Raw genomic sequence first — 16,550 nt, forward strand, 5'->3', positions numbered from 1 at the left:
GACTAAATACTAATATATTAATCGCAGTGGTTGGATTTTTATCGCACCACTACTAATTTTAAATGATTAATAATATCAGATGAACGTTTTACACATTCATCCAAATAGTTTTCAATCCAAGGATTATCGCCTGTGAAATCCCCTCTTCATATTCGAATGTATCGAAATCACTTGTCCATAAAAAGGCTCCTTGGCTTCTTTCTACACAATAAGAATATTCGTTACAAAAAAAACATTTTAGAATAAGTCCTTGAGTGAACCCCATTGAGTCAGGGACTGAAAGGCATTCACTCAGGGACTGAATGGCATTGAGTCAGGGACTGAATCATGCTCATTCTACTGTCTTGATAATCAAAGTTTTGCAAAATTGCCCATCATAGTGTAAAATTTGGACAAATCACTAATCGTGAACTTCCGGATTAGGGTTCGTATTTTTCTCATAGACTTTGAAATCCGCCAACTGCAAAGTCTCGTCTTTTATCCCATTGTCGGGACGGTCGTCGGCACTTTCCATCTTTCTTCCGAAACTGCGGTAGATGCCGTATTTATTCCGGATGCTTTTTTCTCAGATGCTGTTTTGTGCATCTCATAATCCGTTTCTTTCGTCTCATTGTGGGGCGGGGGATGAAAAAAGAGGTGTACGGAAACTCTCCACAGGGCATTCGCACTGATGACTGTGATGGGTTTCCATACACCTCTTCGAGGGTGAAGTGTAATGCTGATTATCTCTTCACTTGAATAATGTCGTAATTAAATCCACTGGTGGCTTCCTGCAAACTGTCGTTGACTAGACGCAGGGTAGTGTCGTTCAGGACGACGAAGTAGACGGGATCGTCGCCATCGTCAGGGGTCAGTTTGCATATTGTCTTTTGTTTGTCGTTCACTTTCTTTTGGAAGACCTGTTTTTTGCCTTTGCTTGTGAAACTTCTGTCCTTTCCGTCTCCTTCCGCATCCAGATAGGTCATCACCAGCATGTAGTCGCTCTCTCTGTCGGGGGCTATGCTGTCCACGCTTAATACATAGCGTATGCCCGGACCGTCAGCAGCCGGAAGCAAACCTTCGTACACGATTACGGCGGAGCCTTGGTCTTCGGCAATGGCTACGATGCTCTCTTCTTCGTTTTCAATCCTGTTGTTCTGAGTTCCTTTGGATTGGCAGGATACCAATGCAGCGGCGATGGCTGCAATCATCATTACTTTTTTCATTGCTTTAATGGTTTAAGTTAATATATAATGTGCAATTTAGCTATCTTCCTCTTCCTTCTTGATGACAAGCAGTTTGTCTACCCGTCCACGGTCCATGTCCACCACCTCGAAGTACAGGTTCTTGTAGTTGAACAAGTTGCCGGCTTTCGGTACCCGTCCGATGAGGAACATGGCGAGCCCGCTCAGTGTGGTGAAATCTTCCCCTTTCAGGTCGTCGTAGTTCAGGATGTCCATTTCTTCCATGAAATCACCGATATTCATCGAAGCTTCGACGAGCATCGAACCGTCCTGCCGGACGACGATCTCTTCTTCTTCCGTTTCATTCTCTTCAAGGATGTCGCCAAAGATGCTTTCCGTCAAGTCGTGCAGGGTGATGATACCTGCCGTGTTGCCGTACTCATCTACAACAACTCCGAACTTGTTTTTGTTCTTCTTGAATACCTCTAAAACTTTCTTCGCATACAAACTTTCCGGAATGAACAGGGGAGGGCGGGCTATACTGCGTAAATCAAACGGCTCCTTGTTGCCCAGCATGAGGATTATGTCTTTGACAGACACCACACCGATAATATCGTCTTTCCCCTTTTCAACCAACAGATATTTACTGAAGTGCTGTTCGCGGATGATTTGCAACACTTCTTCGTGGGTGTATGACGGTTGCAGTGCAACGATATCGCGGCGGTAGGTCATCAGTTCGTTGGCATGTTTGTCCGAAAAGCGGAATACATCCCGTAGCATCTCGGTCTCTTCTTTGTCGATGACACCCTGTTCCGAACTTTGATGTAGGATCATTTTCAGTTCGTCTTGCGTCATGGGACGCTCTTCTCCATTGTTCAGCCCAATCAGTTTATTCATGATTTTGGTGGAGAAACTGAGCAGGCAGACAAAAGGATAAGAGACCTTGGTCAGCAGAATCATGACGGGGCTGAGCAGGGTGGCATATCGTTCCGGATTGCTCAACGCGATGGATTTGGGTACCAGTTCTCCGATGATAAGCGAAAGGTAAGTGATGATTGCTACGGTCATGATCATGGCGAGGTCTTTGGCGTAAGGCGCCAATCCCGGAATGGAAGCAAACAGTGGGACTACATCGTCGGCAATGGCGACACCACCGAATGCTCCGGACACGATACCGATGAGGGTAATCCCGATCTGGATGGTAGAAAGAAACTTTTCGGGTTCTTCCAGTTGTTTCAGTACTCCTTTGGCTCTTTGGTTTCCTTTGCTATAAAGGGTCTCGAGGCGTGCCTTGCTGGATGACACCAATGCTATCTCATACATGGCAAAGATGCCGTTCAGCACTAATAAAATAATAATAATAATAAATTCCATATCGTTTTTGAATAGTTTGCGGTGTAAACATACTACTTTTCTTGAATTTTATCACTAATATTGCCACCTATTTGCATGAATAATTAACCCGTTGGTGGAATTGGCTTTGGGTAGAATTCATGTAGGGGACACATTAGAAACGTATCAACTTCGTTTTTTGTTTTGTATTTGCTCCGTACCTGCTCCGTATCAGGTTCGTTTTTGTCCGGAGGTACTTTTGTATGGAGAAACTACGGAGCTGGTATGTTTCGGATATGGCCTCGACCCACAGTTGATTTTGCAACGGATAGTATTAATGAATGAAAAATATGAGAAGTAAACAATTTCTTTTAAACGTTTTGGTGTTGTTTGCTGCGGTTGCGGCACAGGCGGCACGAGTGGATACGGTCAGGGTGAACAGCCCTGCGATGAAGAAGGAGGTACAAGTGGTCTATGTACTTCCAGACAAAGCATTGGATAAGAAGGCTGAGGCTTGCCCTACGGTCTATCTGTTGCATGGATTCGGCGGAAATGCACGTACATGGGTAGGCATTAAACCGGATCTGGGTAAGATTGCCGACGAGAAGGGCATCATCTTTGTATGCCCCGATGGCAAGAACAGCTGGTATTGGGATAGTCCGAAGAATCCCGACTATCGTTATGAGACTTTTGTCTCTTCGGAATTGGTGAAGTATACGGACGAACATTATGCCACCGTTCCGGAGAAGAAAGCGCGTGCCATCACAGGGCTGAGCATGGGCGGACATGGCGCGTTGTGGGTCGCAATCCGCCACCATGATACGTTCGGCGCTGCCGGAAGCACCAGTGGAGGAGTAGATATAAGGCCTTTCCCGAAGAATTGGGAGATGAGCCGGCAACTCGGCGAATATGAGTCCGACCCCGCTTTATGGGACGCACATACCGTCATCATGCAGCTGGACAAGATTCAGAACGGCGACCTTGCGCTGATTATCGACTGCGGCGAGCAGGACTTTTTCTTGGATGTGAACAAGGCACTGCATGCGAAACTGCTGGAGCGGAAAATTGACCATGACTTCATCACCCGCCCTGGAGCCCACAACGGAAAGTATTGGAATAACTCCATTGACTATCAGATCCTTTTCTTCGACAAGTTCTTCAGAAGATAACTCCCTGCATGAAATGCCCGGTTTATCGGATAATAAGCCCGTTGCGGAAGGTGCGTTGGGCTTTCACGCTTTTCACCAAGGTCATTTCGCTTTCGGAGACGGATGACGATGCCGGTTCCGAAGGCGCAATGCTGCCACAGATGATGTCTAATGCCGCGCTGACCAGTTCTTCATCAGGGTCGCCCAATGGCAATACTCGGGTGAAGTCACGCAACTGGCTGACTGCGTAGTCCGGAGCAAACCCTTGGGCATAGTCAGCTTGGTTTTCGGCATTGAATACTTCGCACACTGCGGGACGGAGCACCCACTGGAACTTGTCGCTGGGGAAACTTTCCGTAGCCACAGTCTCGCCTTTGGTGGTGCTGCCCACTATGACGACTTTCATGTGCGGTTTCAGGCAGTTGATCAGCATCTCGGAAGCGGCTGCGGTAGTACTGCTTGTCAGTATGTAGACTTCCTGTAGATTCAGGTTGCTTCCTCCGGCAATCAGTTGTTCGTCCAGCGTCAGGGTACAGTTTTTGCTTTGCTGCTTTTGGCTGTATGCCAGTGTGGCAAAGGGGGTGTTCAACCGGTCGGAAGGAACCAGCAGGCTTGCTAGAAGTTGCACAACCTCCATGTCTCCGCCGTCGTTGTAGCGCAGGTCGAGGATGAAGTCCGTCACGTTCTCCTCCTTATAGAGTTGGGAGAGGTGTAACAGGTCGTTGCCGGATGCCTTGCTGAAATGGTTGTATGCCAAGTATCCGATGTTCCGGATTCCGTCGCTGTAGATGTTGAAGGCAGGTATGTCGACATCTTCCACGGGGCGTAGGGCGGGCAAACGGGCTTCGCGATACTGCACGATACTACTCTCTTCTTCTCCTTCTTCCGTCTCGCTGAGGAGGTATCTTCCTATCGAAAGTTTCCCGCCTTCGCCTTCGGACAACAGTTTCTCAGTCTTCTTGGTGATGAAGTCGTCGTTGACTTGCATGATCCACTCGCCCCGCATCAACCCTATGTCCGAGGCAGGAGACTGGGGAGTGACATACGTGACCAAAGCGAGATAGGCGGTATCGTTGCCGCTGATGCGGTATAGGTTGTAGTCGAAACCGAAACTGGGTGGAGGAACGACGTACAGCGTGTCCACGCGTGAATATCCTTTATCGAGCGGCGACTTGATTTTATCTAGAAAGGCTCCCGGCGAGAGGAAGTAGTTCAGTTCCTTTGAGTCGGGAATGTCCTCAAACCAAAGATATTCTTCCCTCATGATACTATCTATCCATAAGTCGCGTCCCGTCAGGGGATAATATGCCGGCCAGCGGTCTACTCCGCACGAGAATAGCCCCATCATTGCAAGGATGCCCAATAGGAGAAGCTGTATATTTCTTTTTTTCATTTGTATCTATCGTTTGGTTTTCGTTGCAAATTTAGCGAATAGTTTGTTTATCTACCATAATTGTGGTATAAAATTCCCTATCTTATGCCATTGCCCGCCTCCGGATATTGCCTTACCTTTGCACTCAATCAATTTATTCTAAAAATACAACGATAATGGAAACAAAGAAATTACACTTCGAGACACTCCAACTTCATGTAGGACAAGAACAGCCCGACCCCGCTACTGACGCCCGTGCCGTGCCCATTTATCAGACTACCTCATACGTATTCCGTGATTCCGCCCATGCTGCCGCACGCTTCGGCCTGCAAGATCCGGGGAACATCTACGGACGTCTGACCAACTCCACGCAAGGGGTGTTCGAAGCTCGCGTAGCTGCATTGGAAGGCGGAGTTGCCGGACTGGCAGTCGCTTCGGGTGCTGCCGCCATTGCTTACGCTTTCGAAAACATCACCCGTGCCGGAGACCATATTGTCTCTGCCCAAACCATCTATGGGGGGACATATAACCTGCTGGCGCATACCCTGCCGGCATACGGGGTGACTACGACTTTTGTCGACCCTGCCGAACTGTCCAACTTCGAGAAGGCGATACAGGAGAATACGAAAGCCTTGTTCATAGAGACTCTGGGCAATCCCAATTCTAATATCATAGACATTGCTGCCGTTGCCGAGATAGCCCATCGCCATCGTATTCCGTTGATTGTGGACAATACGTTCGGAACTCCTTATCTGATACGTCCGATAGAGTATGGGGCGGATATCGTGGCTCATTCTGCTACGAAGTTCATTGGTGGTCATGGCACATCGTTGGGCGGAGTAATTGTGGACAGTGGTAAGTTCGATTGGGTAGCTTCGGGCAAATTCCCTCAATTGACGGAGCCGGAGCCTTGCTATCATGGTGTCCGCTTTACGGATGCTGCGGGAGCTGCTGCCTACGTGACTCGCATTCGCGCCGTGTTGCTCCGTGATACGGGTGCAGCGATCAGTCCGTTCAATGCGTTCATCCTGCTGCAAGGCCTTGAGACGCTCTCCCTCCGTTTGGAACGTCATGTGGAGAATGCACTGAAAGTAGTCGATTTCCTGAAGAAGCATCCTAAGGTGGCAGCGGTCAACCATCCGTCGTTGCCTGAGCATCCGGACCATGCTTTGTACGAGAAATATTTCCCCAACGGTGCCGGTTCCATCTTTACCTTCGAAGTGAAAGGCGGGGTGAAGGAAGCACATGCTTTCATTGATCATTTGCAGATATTCTCACTCTTGGCCAATGTGGCGGATGTCAAGTCGCTGGTCATCCATCCGGCTACCACCACCCATTCGCAGTTGACTGAACAGGAACTGGAAGAACAAGGCATCAAACCCGGAACGGTCCGTCTGTCCATCGGTACGGAACACATTGACGATCTGCTGGATGATTTGTCTCAGGCATTGGATAAGATTTAGTTTTCATAGGATTTGGCTTTCATAAGATTTAGTTTTCAATAGGATTTAGTTTTCAATAGAATGAATATTGCCGTTTTACTGTCAGGAGGTGTCGACAGCTCGGTTGTCGTACATCTCCTTTGTGAGCAAGGATATCGTCCCTCCCTTTTCTATATCAAGATTGGGAGGGACGATACCGATTATATGGACTGTTCGGCCGAAGAGGACTGGGAGATGGCATCGGCGGTTGCCCGGCGCTATGGCTTACCTTTGGAGATGATTGACTTGCAGAAGGAATACTGGGAGCAGGTAGCGGCTTATGCGATTGATAAGATACGTTGCGGGCTGACTCCCAATCCTGACGTGATGTGCAACCGGTTCATTAAATTCGGCTGTTTCGAGCAGAAAGTAGGGAAAGAGTTCGACTTCACTGCCACCGGACACTATGCCACCATCGTCAATGCGAATGGCAAGGTCTGGCTGGGTACAGCAGCCGATCCGGTAAAGGACCAGACGGACTTTTTGGCTCAGATAGACTATCTGCAAGTCTCCAAACTGATGTTTCCTTTGGGCGGGCTGATGAAACGGGAAGTACGGGATATTGCCCGCACGGCCGGGTTGCCTACTGCCCGCCGTCGCGACAGTCAGGGGATTTGTTTTTTGGGTAAGATCAATTATAATGATTTTGTGCGTCGTTTCCTCGGTGAGCGCGAGGGGGACATTGTGGAATGGGAAACGGGTAAGAAACTGGGCACGCATCGCGGTTACTGGTTTCATACTATCGGTCAGCGGAAGGGATTGGGACTGAGTGGTGGTCCGTGGTTTGTGGTTCGTAAGGACGTTGCAGACAATGTGCTTTATGTCTCCCGCGGTTATGATACGCAGTGGCAATATGGGCGGGAGTTCAGGATGCACGGTTTTCATTTCATCACCGAGAACCCTTGGCAGAAGGGGGAGGAGGTGGATGTCACTTTCAAGATTCGGCATACGCCGGAGTTCATGAAGGGAAAACTGATTCCAGTGGGAGAGGATTATCGTATTGTCTCTGCCGATAGGCTGCAAGGTATCGCTCCGGGGCAATTCGGCGTGGTCTATGATGAGGCTTCCCGAATATGCATTGGCAGTGGGGAGATCGGTTAAATATAATACTCTACCAGATCCACAATCCCTGCTTTCATTGCATATTTCGTGGCTTCGTGGGCATTGTTCACGCCCAACTTTCGGAATATGTTCTTGCGGTGGCTGTTTACGGTGTGGAAGCTGAGATTTCTTTCGGCTGCAATCTCCTTGGTGGTTTTTCCTAAGGCGATCTCTTTCAGTACGCTACGTTCTGCCGGAGTCAGCAGGTTGTCTTTCGGCGCGGGGCGTGCTGCAGGGGAATAACTGCCGGACAGTAACAGGTTGCTTACATGGTTGCACATGAACCTTTCTTTCCTTGCGGCACACTGCAATGCGGACAGTATCTCTTCTTTGGAATTGTCTTTCAGTACTACTCCGAAAGACATGCTGCTGAACAGTACTTGCCGCAGAAACTCCACACTCAGTTCATCCGAAAAGAGCAGCCAGTCGACCTCTTTGAACCGTTCGTGCAGGACAATCAGTTCATCCGCTCCGGAAAAGTCGAACAGGGTGTAATCCAATATGACTACCGCCTGCGGATGCAAGCGCAGTTGTTGGATCAGCTCTCCTTTGTTGTCCGCTTCCAGCAGTAGGGCGGTCTCTTTCTGCTTGCTGAGTAGGAACATCATGCCTGCTTTGGTGATGTCCTGATTGTCTGCAATGATAAATTCTCTCATATTGCCTACAAAGATAGTGCAAACCGAATGCAGAATGAAATGAACTTGTTTCTTTTTTATGCTAATTTTATGTTGAATCCAGTACAAGGCATTTTATGCTGATTTTATGTTGATTTTATGCTGAGGTACTTCTTGTTTCTGTTTCCTGTAAAAAAACTCCGCTGCAAAATACCTTTCAAGGAGGATTTTGCAGCGGAGTGAGGATATATATAGTCAAGGGCCTTACCAAGAACGCCCTTTGAAGATGCTGGATTGTTCCAATGGAACCAACTTGCCGCTCAATGACATATTGTTGGAATTGAAGTTCGGGCTGATGTTTACAGTGGCGTTATTGTCGCCATTGGTCAGCGTAATGAATATCTGTGCCGAGATGCCGACGCCTTGAATGTTGAACTGGCAGTTGACGTTGCCTCTTTTGTCGGTAGTCATCTTCATGTCCGAGGTGGTACCATCCACAGTTACGCCGCCGATGCCGTTAGGACCAGGATAGGCGGTGTTGAAAGCCACCTGTACGGTGCCGTGCCCTTGGTTCATCAATACGAAGTTGGTGTTGGCATTTACAAAAGCCGTCTGTCCGTTACGGAACATGACTTGGTCGGCTTCCAAAACAAACTGCTTATCTTTCAGTGCTGCCACGGCATCTTCGTACGAGATGGCGTCGGCTACTTGTTGTTCTGCCTTCTGACGGGCACGTTCGGCATCCCGCTGTGCTTTGCGGTTCATGCGTTGTTCGGTTTTGCTCTCTTGTGCATACATGGCGGTCGTTACCACGCTCATCATAATAAATGCTGCTAATGCAATAAATTTCTTCATAAATCTTTGTTGTTTAGGTTTTACGATTCTTGCTTGTTTGTAGAGAAAACAATCGCTATGAGAGATTGTTCACTGGAGAATCCTTTTTTTTAGGTTCATCCGACATATAAATCATGATTTATATTTAAATTTGTACTCTCGCGAAATGCGAATGTGATTTTGATTCCCGATTAGTTCTTTTTGTGATAAATTATATACAATGAATAAGAAACAAATATCTACTTGTAAGAAAGTAGTCACCTTTGGTGAAATCATGCTGAGGCTGACTGCACCCGATTTTCTCCGTTTCTCACAGACTAACCAGCTGATAGCCACCTTTGGCGGCAGCGAAGCCAACGTTGCAGTATCGTTGGCTGGCTTCGGCATTCCTACCGAATTTGTCACCCGCCTGCCGGATAACGCCATAGCCCGTGCCTGCATCGCCTCGCTTCGTGCCAACGGCTTGGGCACTGAAGGCATAGTCTTCGGAGGCAAGCGCATGGGGCTTTACTTTCTGGAGAGCGGCGCTGCCTTTCGCAATTCAAATGTTGTTTATGACCGCGAAGGTTCTTCTTTTGCCACTTTGCGCCCCGGCATGATCGATTGGGAGAAAATCTTCTCGGATGCAGGTTGGTTCCACTGGTCGGGCATTGCAGCCGCCCTTTCGCCCGAAGGTGCCGAGGCTTGCCGCGAGGCCATTGAGACGGCCGACCGCATGGGACTGACTATCTCGTGCGACTTGAATTTCCGCAAGAAACTGTGGAACTACGGCCGTTCGGCAGCCGAAGTCATGCAGCCCTTGGTACAATACAGTGATGTCATCTTCGGTGCCGAACCGGAATACAAGGAGATTCTTGGTATCCAGCCCGTCGGATTCAAGGCAGTCAGTGCTGCGGATACATCTTTCGAAGCCTCCCTGCCTGCCTTTGAGGAGTTCGGACGTCAAGTTGTGACGCATGTGCCCCGTTGCCGGAAAGCATTCCTGGAACTGCGCAATTCCATAACCTCCAATCATAACCTGTTGGCTGCCGTACTCTATTCGGACAACACGCTGAAGCATACCAGTATCTACGATATAGAGCACGAAGTGGACCGTGTAGGGGCAGGAGATGCTTTTGTCGGCGGCATGATTTATGGTCTTATCACTTATCCCGACGATGACCAGAAAGCACTGGAATATGCCCTTGCCGCCTCCGCACTGAAGAACACGGTGTATGGCGATTTCAATCAGGTGACCGTGGAAGAAGTGGAGAGCCTGATGCAGGGCAATACATCAGGCAGGGTGTCGCGCTAAGCACTCTTTCTTGCCTGCCGTCTCCTCTTCTTCTCGTTTTTTTTGTCTCCTCGTCTCCTCGTCACCTCGTTCCCTTGTACCTTTGTACCCTGCGAAAGTTGAGATCAGGATACTTCTCGGGCAAGGGCTTCGGCTGTGGATGCATCGATAGGTTCATCCAGCACATAGATCCGGTAGGAGAGACGCAGTTCTCTGTCTGGATACAAAGTGAACGGTTGGTGTCGGGTAGGAGAGAAGTTCCACATCAGGTCGCCCTTGAGATTATTGGCTTTACTATCCCATACCCTCATCGGCTCCGGATAGTTCAGATTGGAGGGATAAGGAACGATCAGAATGCAGGCATCGTCTCTCGCGGATTCTTTATCTTTTCCTGTGTCCTTCTGAAAGTAACACCAGCGTGCCGGCGTTCCGTCCGCCTTGTCGCGGTCGAGGCCTTTGGAGGTGAGCATTTCTGCTGTCTGTCCGTTCCAGCTGTCGCACACGCGGAGGCAGAAGCCCCCATAGCGATAGCTTTCCAATGTGATAGGGGAAGAAGTGGCGCAACGCAGCGTGGTGTGATACTCTATGTAATATCCTTGTCGTCCGGCTTTCCCTATCTGAACCTTTAACTGTTCTGTCAGTGCTGTTTTTTCTTGCGGGGAATCGGGATATACTACATGGTCGAGCAAAGCGGAAAAGCCGTCGGGGCGTACTTCGATAAATTGGCGGAAGCGGACCGTACCTTCTTTCTTATACAAGTTCCAGAAGTCTACTTCTTTCCCTTCAAACGTAGCCTTTGTCCAGGCATACCACATGCCGAAATGGTGATAATGGTCGGACGGAGAGCAATTGGTCAGCGTGTCTCCCTCCAAGGTTCGTAGGGGATGAATGAATCCGCTCCGTTTGTAGATTGTATCTATGCCCTGCGACGGATAGACCACGGCATAATTGTAGGTGAACAAATGCTTCCCGTCCATTGCATATTCCAATGAACGGTTTGTATCAGTCACAGAAAAAGGTGTGCCGTCAGAAGTGCATGAACTGAATAGTGCGAGAAGACTTGTATAGAGGAGAGTCTGTATGAACCGTTTGCTGTTAGTGTGGGTATGCATATGGTTATAATTATTTTATTATTCGGTTGCAACTATGGTTGAACAGTCGCAAATATAGGGATTTTTATTGAAGGTCGTATGATGGTATGAAAATAAAAAAATCCCCATAACTCATCGAGTTACAGGGATTTCATATCGTAATCTACGTATAAATTATTTGCTGAGTGCAGTAGCCACGTCAACCGCGCAAGCCACTGTACAACCTACCATCGGGTTGTTACCAATTCCTAAGAAGCCCATCATTTCCACGTGAGCGGGAACTGATGAAGAACCTGCGAACTGAGCGTCGGAGTGCATACGGCCCATCGTGTCCGTCATACCGTAAGAAGCAGGACCGGCAGCCATGTTATCCGGGTGAAGAGTACGGCCTGTACCACCACCGGAAGCTACTGAGAAGTAGGGCTTACCTGCCAATACACGCTCCTTCTTGTAAGTACCAGCAACCGGATGTTGGAAACGAGTCGGGTTGGTAGAGTTACCTGTGATAGATACGTCTACGCCTTCTTTCCACATGATTGCCACACCTTCGCGAACGTCATCGGCACCGTAGCATTTCACTTTGGCACGGGGACCATCGCTGTATGCGATTTCACGAACTACTTTCAATTCGCCTGTGTAGTAGTCGAACTGAGTCTGAACGTATGTGAAGCCGTTGATACGAGAGATGATCTGTGCAGCGTCTTTGCCCAAACCGTTCAGGATACAACGCAGAGGCTCCTGACGTACCTTGTCTGCTTTAGCGGCAATCTTGATGGCACCTTCGGCAGCAGCGAATGACTCGTGACCGGCCAAGAAAGCGAAACACTTAGTCTCTTCGCGCAGCAACATGGCAGCCAGGTTACCGTGACCGAGACCAACTTTACGGTCGTCGGCTACAGAACCCGGAATACAGAATGCCTGCAAACCGATACCGATAGCCTCAGCAGCGTCAGCAGCGTTCTTGCAACCTTTCTTGATAGCGATGGCGCAACCTACAACGTATGCCCATTTTGCATTCTCAAAGCAGATGGGTTGAGTTTCTTCACAAGTCTTATAAGGATCCAGACCATGAGCTTCGCAGATGGCGTTAGCTTCTTCGATGTCTTTGATACCGTTAGCGTTCAGAGCGGCCAGAATCTGTTTGATACGGCGGTCTTGGCTTTCAAATTTCACTTCTCTAATCATAATGTCTTTCCTCCTTATATTATTCGTGACGTGGGTCAATGTGTTTAACTGCACCTTGCTCAGCAGTGAAGCGGCCGTAAGTACCGGTTACTTTCTTCAAAGCTTCGTTGGCGTCTGTACCTTTCTTGATCTCATCCATGAACTTGCCCAGGTGAACAAACTCGTATCCGCAGATCTGGTCGTCTTTGTCGAGAGCGATGGTCTTGATATAACCTTCTGCCATTTCCAAGTAACGGGAACCCTTTGCCAATGTACCGTACAGAGTACCTACCTGGCTACGCAGACCTTTACCCAAGTCTTCCAGACCGGCACCGATCATCAAACCGCCTTCTGAGAAAGCAGACTGCGTACGACCGTAAACGATTTGCAGGAAGAGTTCGCGCATAGCTGTGTTGATAGCGTCGCAAACGAGGTCAGTGTTCAGTGCTTCGAGGATGGTCTTTCCCGGGAGGATTTCTGATGCCATAGCAGCAGAGTGAGTCATACCGGAGCAGCCGATAGTCTCAACCAGAGCTTCCTGGATAACGCCTTCCTTTACATTGAGGGTTAATTTACATGCACCTTGCTGAGGAGCACACCAGCCGATACCGTGTGTCAGACCAGAGATGTCAACGATTTCTTTAGCTTTTACCCATTTACCTTCTTCGGGAATAGGAGCCGGTCCGTGGTTAGGGCCTTTCTTCACAACACACATGTGTTCCACTTCGTGTGAATAAGTCATAATTAGCTCTTTTTTTAAGTTATATAAAATAAAAAAACGTAACTCGTTTTTCAAATCGTTCGCAAAGTTACTCCTTTTCTTTGTTTATGCAAATCGAGTTATCTGACTTTTTTTATAAAAATTAATAATAAGAGACAGTGTCTCTGTGTATTGTAATCTCTACATTACAATACTTTTAATGAAGGCTTTTGAAACTGTATTTCTTTCCTCCGGACTGTACGCTGATGAGGGCGGGCTGTGTGAGGGGGTATTCGGCTTGCTCACTGAAGCTCTGATAGGAGGCTATGGCATGCCCCGACAGATCGTAGATGCTGATGCGCGCTCCTGCCGACAGTCCTGTGAGGACGATCCGCCCGTCTTTCCGGAAGCATCTCACGGCATCTGCCGATGGGGCGGATGGGGAGGAGAGTCCGGTAGAGGTACCGTGCAGGCCGAAGTCGTTGGCTGTGGGCGACTGGGCGCTGTTCTCGCAGCAAGACTTCATGAGGTCGTCCACGAGGCTGTTGATGTAAAGTTCCAGATAAGAGTAGCCGGTGGTCGGTTCTATATCCCGATAGGTTTTGCCAACGGGCAGATATTGTGCTGCCCAGGCATCGGGGATACCGTCGTTGTCGGCATCGGCAGGCTTCTCTTCGCAGTTGTACAGCGGCCAGCCTTCGACGTCGGCTTGCGAATCGATCAGGCCGTTGGAACTGCCGTTGCTGCCCTGGTAGGTGTAGTTCCCGTTCTTCGTTTCGGAGGTGATCCGTTCGTCTACAGCGTCACGTTTCAGGCTGGCGCCGGCGTATGCCAGTACTTTCTCGTAGGCTTGTGCGGCGGTGTGGGTGCCAACGGCGTCCACACTAAATTCCGCACTGCTGATGATGGCGTCTTTGCCGCCTTCTGGCAGGCGGATTTCGTTTGTTTTGCCGATGTTTTCTTCCGGATGCAAGCCTTCTTTGTTGTCGGCATTGACAGCGGCAATGAGCGATTTATGCTTCTCAGGCACGATCTGCCCGTCGAAGAAGTTGCCGCTGAGGTGAAAACTTCCCCATATTCCTTTCGGGTTCTGCTGGCTACCGTCGTCACCGTTGGGCGAGAAGATGCGGTTGATGAGTTTGCTTTTGGTGATGGTGGAAGGTCCCGGCTTGAAGTAGTTGTTCACGAAGTTATAGCGTCCGCCCTCTCCGGCATATCCACCGTTCGTGGGCCCCCAATTATAAAACACGTTGTTGCGCAGGTCGGTGAGTTCCGTTTCCCACCGGCCGATGGAGCGGCTGCCGTCCAGGCGTGGGGTACGGCTGCTATGGTGTGCCAACAGGTTGTGATGGAAACTTGCCCCTTCGCCGCCCCAGATGGCGCCGTAGCCGTGGTTACCCTTGACGTGTATCGACTTGGTGAGGCTCTCGCTCAAGATGCACCATTGCATGGTGAAGTTCTTGTTGCTGTAGAAGGAGGCACATTCGTCCGTGCTCCAGCTCATGCTGCAATGGTCGATGATGATGTTCGAGGTGTAGCGTCCCCACATGGCGTCGTCTTCCGATTTCAGTTCGTCTCCCATGCGGCAGCGGATGAAACGGATGATGATATTGGTGGCGCACTGGTCTTTTTTCTCTTCCTCTTTATATCCGGCGATGTGCAGGGGGTAGTTTTTGATGCAGATGCCATCCCCCGGAGCAGTCTGTCCGGCGATGGTGAGGTCGCCGTTCTTGATTACCAACCGGCTTTGCAACTCGATGATTCCCGATACGTCGAACACGATGGTGCGGGCGCCTTTCATGTCGATTCCGGCACGCAACGAGCCTTCGCCGCTGTCGTTAAGGTTGGTGACGTGATATACGATTCCTCCGCGTCCGCCGCTGACGGTGTGGCGGGCAAATCCTTCGGCTCCGGGAAAAGCGGGTGTGTTTTGGGCTTGTGCAAGCGCGGTACATAAAAGCAGCGCAAGCAATAAAGGGTAGTTTTTCTTCATGGTTTTTCAGATAGTGTTTTAAGTTTCGCTTGCGAAACTTGAGTTAATGTTTCAATGGGACAAAAGTAGGTGTTTCTCCAATGGATGATGTCGATAAATTCTTTTTCTGTGTGGAAGATTCGGTTTCTCTCTTCTTTTTTTGGGGGGATTGGATTTTATTTCATAGTTTTGTACCGTTATATAAAATAATACAAAAAGATATGATAGAAATTGCGGATGCCGCCTTACGCAAAGCTGCAGGCGAGGGGATGGATGCTTTTATTCAAGTGTTCACTGATAAATATAGAGAGGTGATAGGCGGCGAGCCGGCTGCCGAAACAATGGCGTTGTTGACGGGCGAACAACATACGTTGCTTGCCTACCAGTTATTTCGCGAAGAGGTGATGGACGGTGGTTTCTGCCAGTTGATACAGAATGGTTACGGCGGTTATATCTTCGGAAATCCCTTTGCCAAGGTGATGCGCCTGTGGGGGGCGGAAGATTTCAGTAAACTGGTGTATAAAGCGAAAAAAATCTATGATGCCCATCGCGAGGATTTGGAACGCGAACGTACGGACGATGAGTTTATGGCGATGTATGAGCAATATGAAGAGTTCGACGATTTGGAAGATGAATTTCTGGAGAGTGAAGAGGAGATAACTGCGCTGATTGCCAGTTATGTAGACGAACATTTGGAACTGTTTGCCCGGATAGTCTGAAATTCGGTCCTGTTTTTTCTTTTCTCCGTGTCTATAAGTATGGGCGGGTACGGAACAGGTACGGAGGAGCAACGCTTTTGGTTTAGGGTCGGCAAAGCGAAACGGATAAGGACAGGAATACCGTAGATGTCTTGTAACTTTCAGCGAATCATAGAATATTAAATTTTTGAAAACCAATAAACTATAAAACAAAGCAGCAGAGTTTTAACCAGCAAATGAACCTTTTTGCCTAAAATTTAAGCAGGTTTTAATCTGTATTTGGTTATCTGTTGGCGGAATTAAAATATTACTCTACTTCTGTTTTTTTTTATATCATTTTTTGCCCTTCAGCCCTTTCAGTCATTCACTAATAACTTGTTTTATAGCGCATTGCTCTGAAACTAAGAAACCTGAAAGGGGATGCTGAAGTCTCAGCCTTGATTTTTGGTCTTTAGTTTCAGCTCAATATTTTATTAATCAGATGATTAGGCTAATCCTGAAAGACCTGAAAAATGAAAAAGTAGTATGCGAGAATAGCAAGTGTTATGTATCCGGAAATTTGTAGTGGCTAAAGTTCACGTTTGTGTCGCTAAACCTTAGCTTTGTC

General features: G+C 48.6%; 14 protein-coding genes. 5 read left to right on the plus strand and 9 right to left on the minus strand.

What is annotated here, in order from left to right:
* Positions 1 to 722: 722 nt before the first annotated feature.
* Together QZ323_RS13125 and QZ323_RS13130 are read right to left on the minus strand one after the other, a co-directional pair.
* A complete protein-coding gene (locus QZ323_RS13125) occupies positions 723 to 1,205 on the minus strand; it encodes a copper resistance protein NlpE N-terminal domain-containing protein (protein ID WP_294635153.1) in 483 nt (160 codons plus the stop codon).
* A gap of 36 nt (positions 1,206 to 1,241) precedes the next feature.
* A complete protein-coding gene (locus QZ323_RS13130; protein WP_294635155.1) occupies positions 1,242 to 2,537 on the minus strand; it encodes a hemolysin family protein in 1,296 nt (431 codons plus the stop codon).
* Between the two features lie 308 nt (positions 2,538 to 2,845).
* Between QZ323_RS13130 and QZ323_RS13135 the strand changes: the two genes are divergently transcribed.
* On the plus strand, positions 2,846 to 3,664 hold the full coding sequence (locus QZ323_RS13135; RefSeq protein ID WP_294635157.1) for an alpha/beta hydrolase family protein: 819 nt from the start codon (positions 2,846 to 2,848) through the stop codon (positions 3,662 to 3,664).
* A 22-nt stretch (positions 3,665 to 3,686) separates the two neighbouring features.
* Here the strand turns inward: QZ323_RS13135 and QZ323_RS13140 are convergent, their stop codons facing one another.
* The gene (locus QZ323_RS13140; RefSeq protein ID WP_294635158.1) at positions 3,687 to 5,036 is read right to left on the minus strand and encodes a S41 family peptidase; all 1,350 of its coding nucleotides are present in this window, start codon (positions 5,034 to 5,036) and stop codon (positions 3,687 to 3,689) included.
* Between the two features lie 155 nt (positions 5,037 to 5,191).
* Here QZ323_RS13140 and QZ323_RS13145 point away from each other — a divergent pair, with 155 nt between their 5' ends.
* Entirely contained in the window at positions 5,192 to 6,478 is a 1,287-nt protein-coding gene (locus tag QZ323_RS13145; RefSeq protein WP_294635160.1) for an O-acetylhomoserine aminocarboxypropyltransferase/cysteine synthase, read from the plus strand.
* Positions 6,479 to 6,538: 60 nt separating this feature from the next.
* A complete protein-coding gene (gene mnmA / locus QZ323_RS13150) occupies positions 6,539 to 7,597 on the plus strand; it encodes a tRNA 2-thiouridine(34) synthase MnmA (protein WP_294635162.1) in 1,059 nt (352 codons plus the stop codon).
* On the opposite strand, the gene QZ323_RS13155 is transcribed toward mnmA, so the two are convergent.
* Positions 7,594 to 8,253: a response regulator transcription factor gene (locus QZ323_RS13155; RefSeq protein ID WP_294635163.1), complete on the minus strand. Its 660-nt coding sequence runs from the start codon at positions 8,251 to 8,253 to the stop codon at positions 7,594 to 7,596. The two genes, mnmA and QZ323_RS13155, sit on opposite strands and share 4 nt — an antisense overlap.
* Positions 8,254 to 8,475: 222 nt before the next feature.
* Positions 8,476 to 9,066: a DUF4251 domain-containing protein gene (locus QZ323_RS13160; RefSeq protein WP_294635164.1), complete on the minus strand. Its 591-nt coding sequence runs from the start codon at positions 9,064 to 9,066 to the stop codon at positions 8,476 to 8,478.
* Positions 9,067 to 9,265: 199 nt separating this feature from the next.
* Between QZ323_RS13160 and QZ323_RS13165 the strand changes: the two genes are divergently transcribed.
* Positions 9,266 to 10,339 carry a sugar kinase gene (locus QZ323_RS13165; protein ID WP_294635165.1) on the plus strand — a complete coding sequence of 358 codons (1,074 nt, stop codon included), beginning with the start codon at positions 9,266 to 9,268 and terminating at the stop codon, positions 10,337 to 10,339.
* A gap of 104 nt (positions 10,340 to 10,443) precedes the next feature.
* Here the strand turns inward: QZ323_RS13165 and QZ323_RS13170 are convergent, their stop codons facing one another.
* The 4 genes from QZ323_RS13170 to QZ323_RS13185 all read right to left on the minus strand — a co-directional run bounded on the left by QZ323_RS13170 (position 10,444) and on the right by QZ323_RS13185 (position 15,266).
* The gene (locus QZ323_RS13170; protein ID WP_294635167.1) at positions 10,444 to 11,328 is read right to left on the minus strand and encodes a PmoA family protein; all 885 of its coding nucleotides are present in this window, start codon (positions 11,326 to 11,328) and stop codon (positions 10,444 to 10,446) included.
* 255 nt (positions 11,329 to 11,583) lie between these two features.
* Entirely contained in the window at positions 11,584 to 12,594 is a 1,011-nt protein-coding gene (locus QZ323_RS13175; RefSeq protein ID WP_294635168.1) for a GGGtGRT protein, read from the minus strand.
* Positions 12,595 to 12,613: 19 nt separating this feature from the next.
* Positions 12,614 to 13,315, minus strand: a complete 702-nt coding sequence (locus QZ323_RS13180; RefSeq protein WP_294635169.1) for a hypothetical protein — start codon at positions 13,313 to 13,315, stop codon at positions 12,614 to 12,616.
* 175 nt (positions 13,316 to 13,490) lie between these two features.
* Positions 13,491 to 15,266, minus strand: a complete 1,776-nt coding sequence (locus QZ323_RS13185; RefSeq protein WP_294635170.1) for a pectate lyase — start codon at positions 15,264 to 15,266, stop codon at positions 13,491 to 13,493.
* Positions 15,267 to 15,466: 200 nt separating this feature from the next.
* Between QZ323_RS13185 and QZ323_RS13190 the strand changes: the two genes are divergently transcribed.
* Positions 15,467 to 15,964, plus strand: coding sequence for a DMP19 family protein (locus QZ323_RS13190; RefSeq protein WP_294635171.1), 498 nt, complete (start codon positions 15,467 to 15,469; stop codon positions 15,962 to 15,964).
* Positions 15,965 to 16,550: the final 586 nt, after the last annotated feature.

It is taken from the genome of uncultured Bacteroides sp. (assembly GCF_910585845.1).
Taxonomy (GTDB): domain Bacteria; phylum Bacteroidota; class Bacteroidia; order Bacteroidales; family Bacteroidaceae; genus Bacteroides.